At 73.0% G+C, this 348-nt stretch carries 1 pseudogene; it reads right to left on the bottom strand.

What is annotated here, in order from left to right:
• Positions 1-348: pseudogene (locus ICC28_RS40170) on the bottom strand (hypothetical protein); the annotation flags it as partial.

Raw genomic sequence — 348 nt, 5'->3', positions numbered from 1 at the left:
CTGGAACGTCCGGCGACCGAGCCGACCACGATCCCCTCGGCCAGTTCACCGTGTTCGGCATATGAGTCCAGTGCGGTGAGCAGTCCCTCACGGTCCTCGGCGAAGGCCACGAGCCGCTGCCTCAGTGCGGCGCGCCCGAGCAGCGCCCGCGCGACCCCGGCCGGCTCCGCCTTCTCCTCCCGCACGAAATCGGCCAGCGCCCGCGCCTGCGACACCAGCCCGCCCGCACTGCCGCCACTGACCGTCCACGGCACCACCCCACCGGACAGCACCGGCTCCACCACAGCCGATTCCTCGGCGGCCGGCGTCTCCTGCGGGGCCTCCTCCACGATGACGTGCGCGTTGGTG

It is taken from the genome of Streptomyces sp. TRM68416 (assembly GCF_014596915.1).
GTDB lineage: Bacteria > Actinomycetota > Actinomycetes > Streptomycetales > Streptomycetaceae > Streptomyces.
Note: the sequence above shows the minus strand (reverse complement) of the source record. Positions and strands in the feature narration are given on the sequence as shown.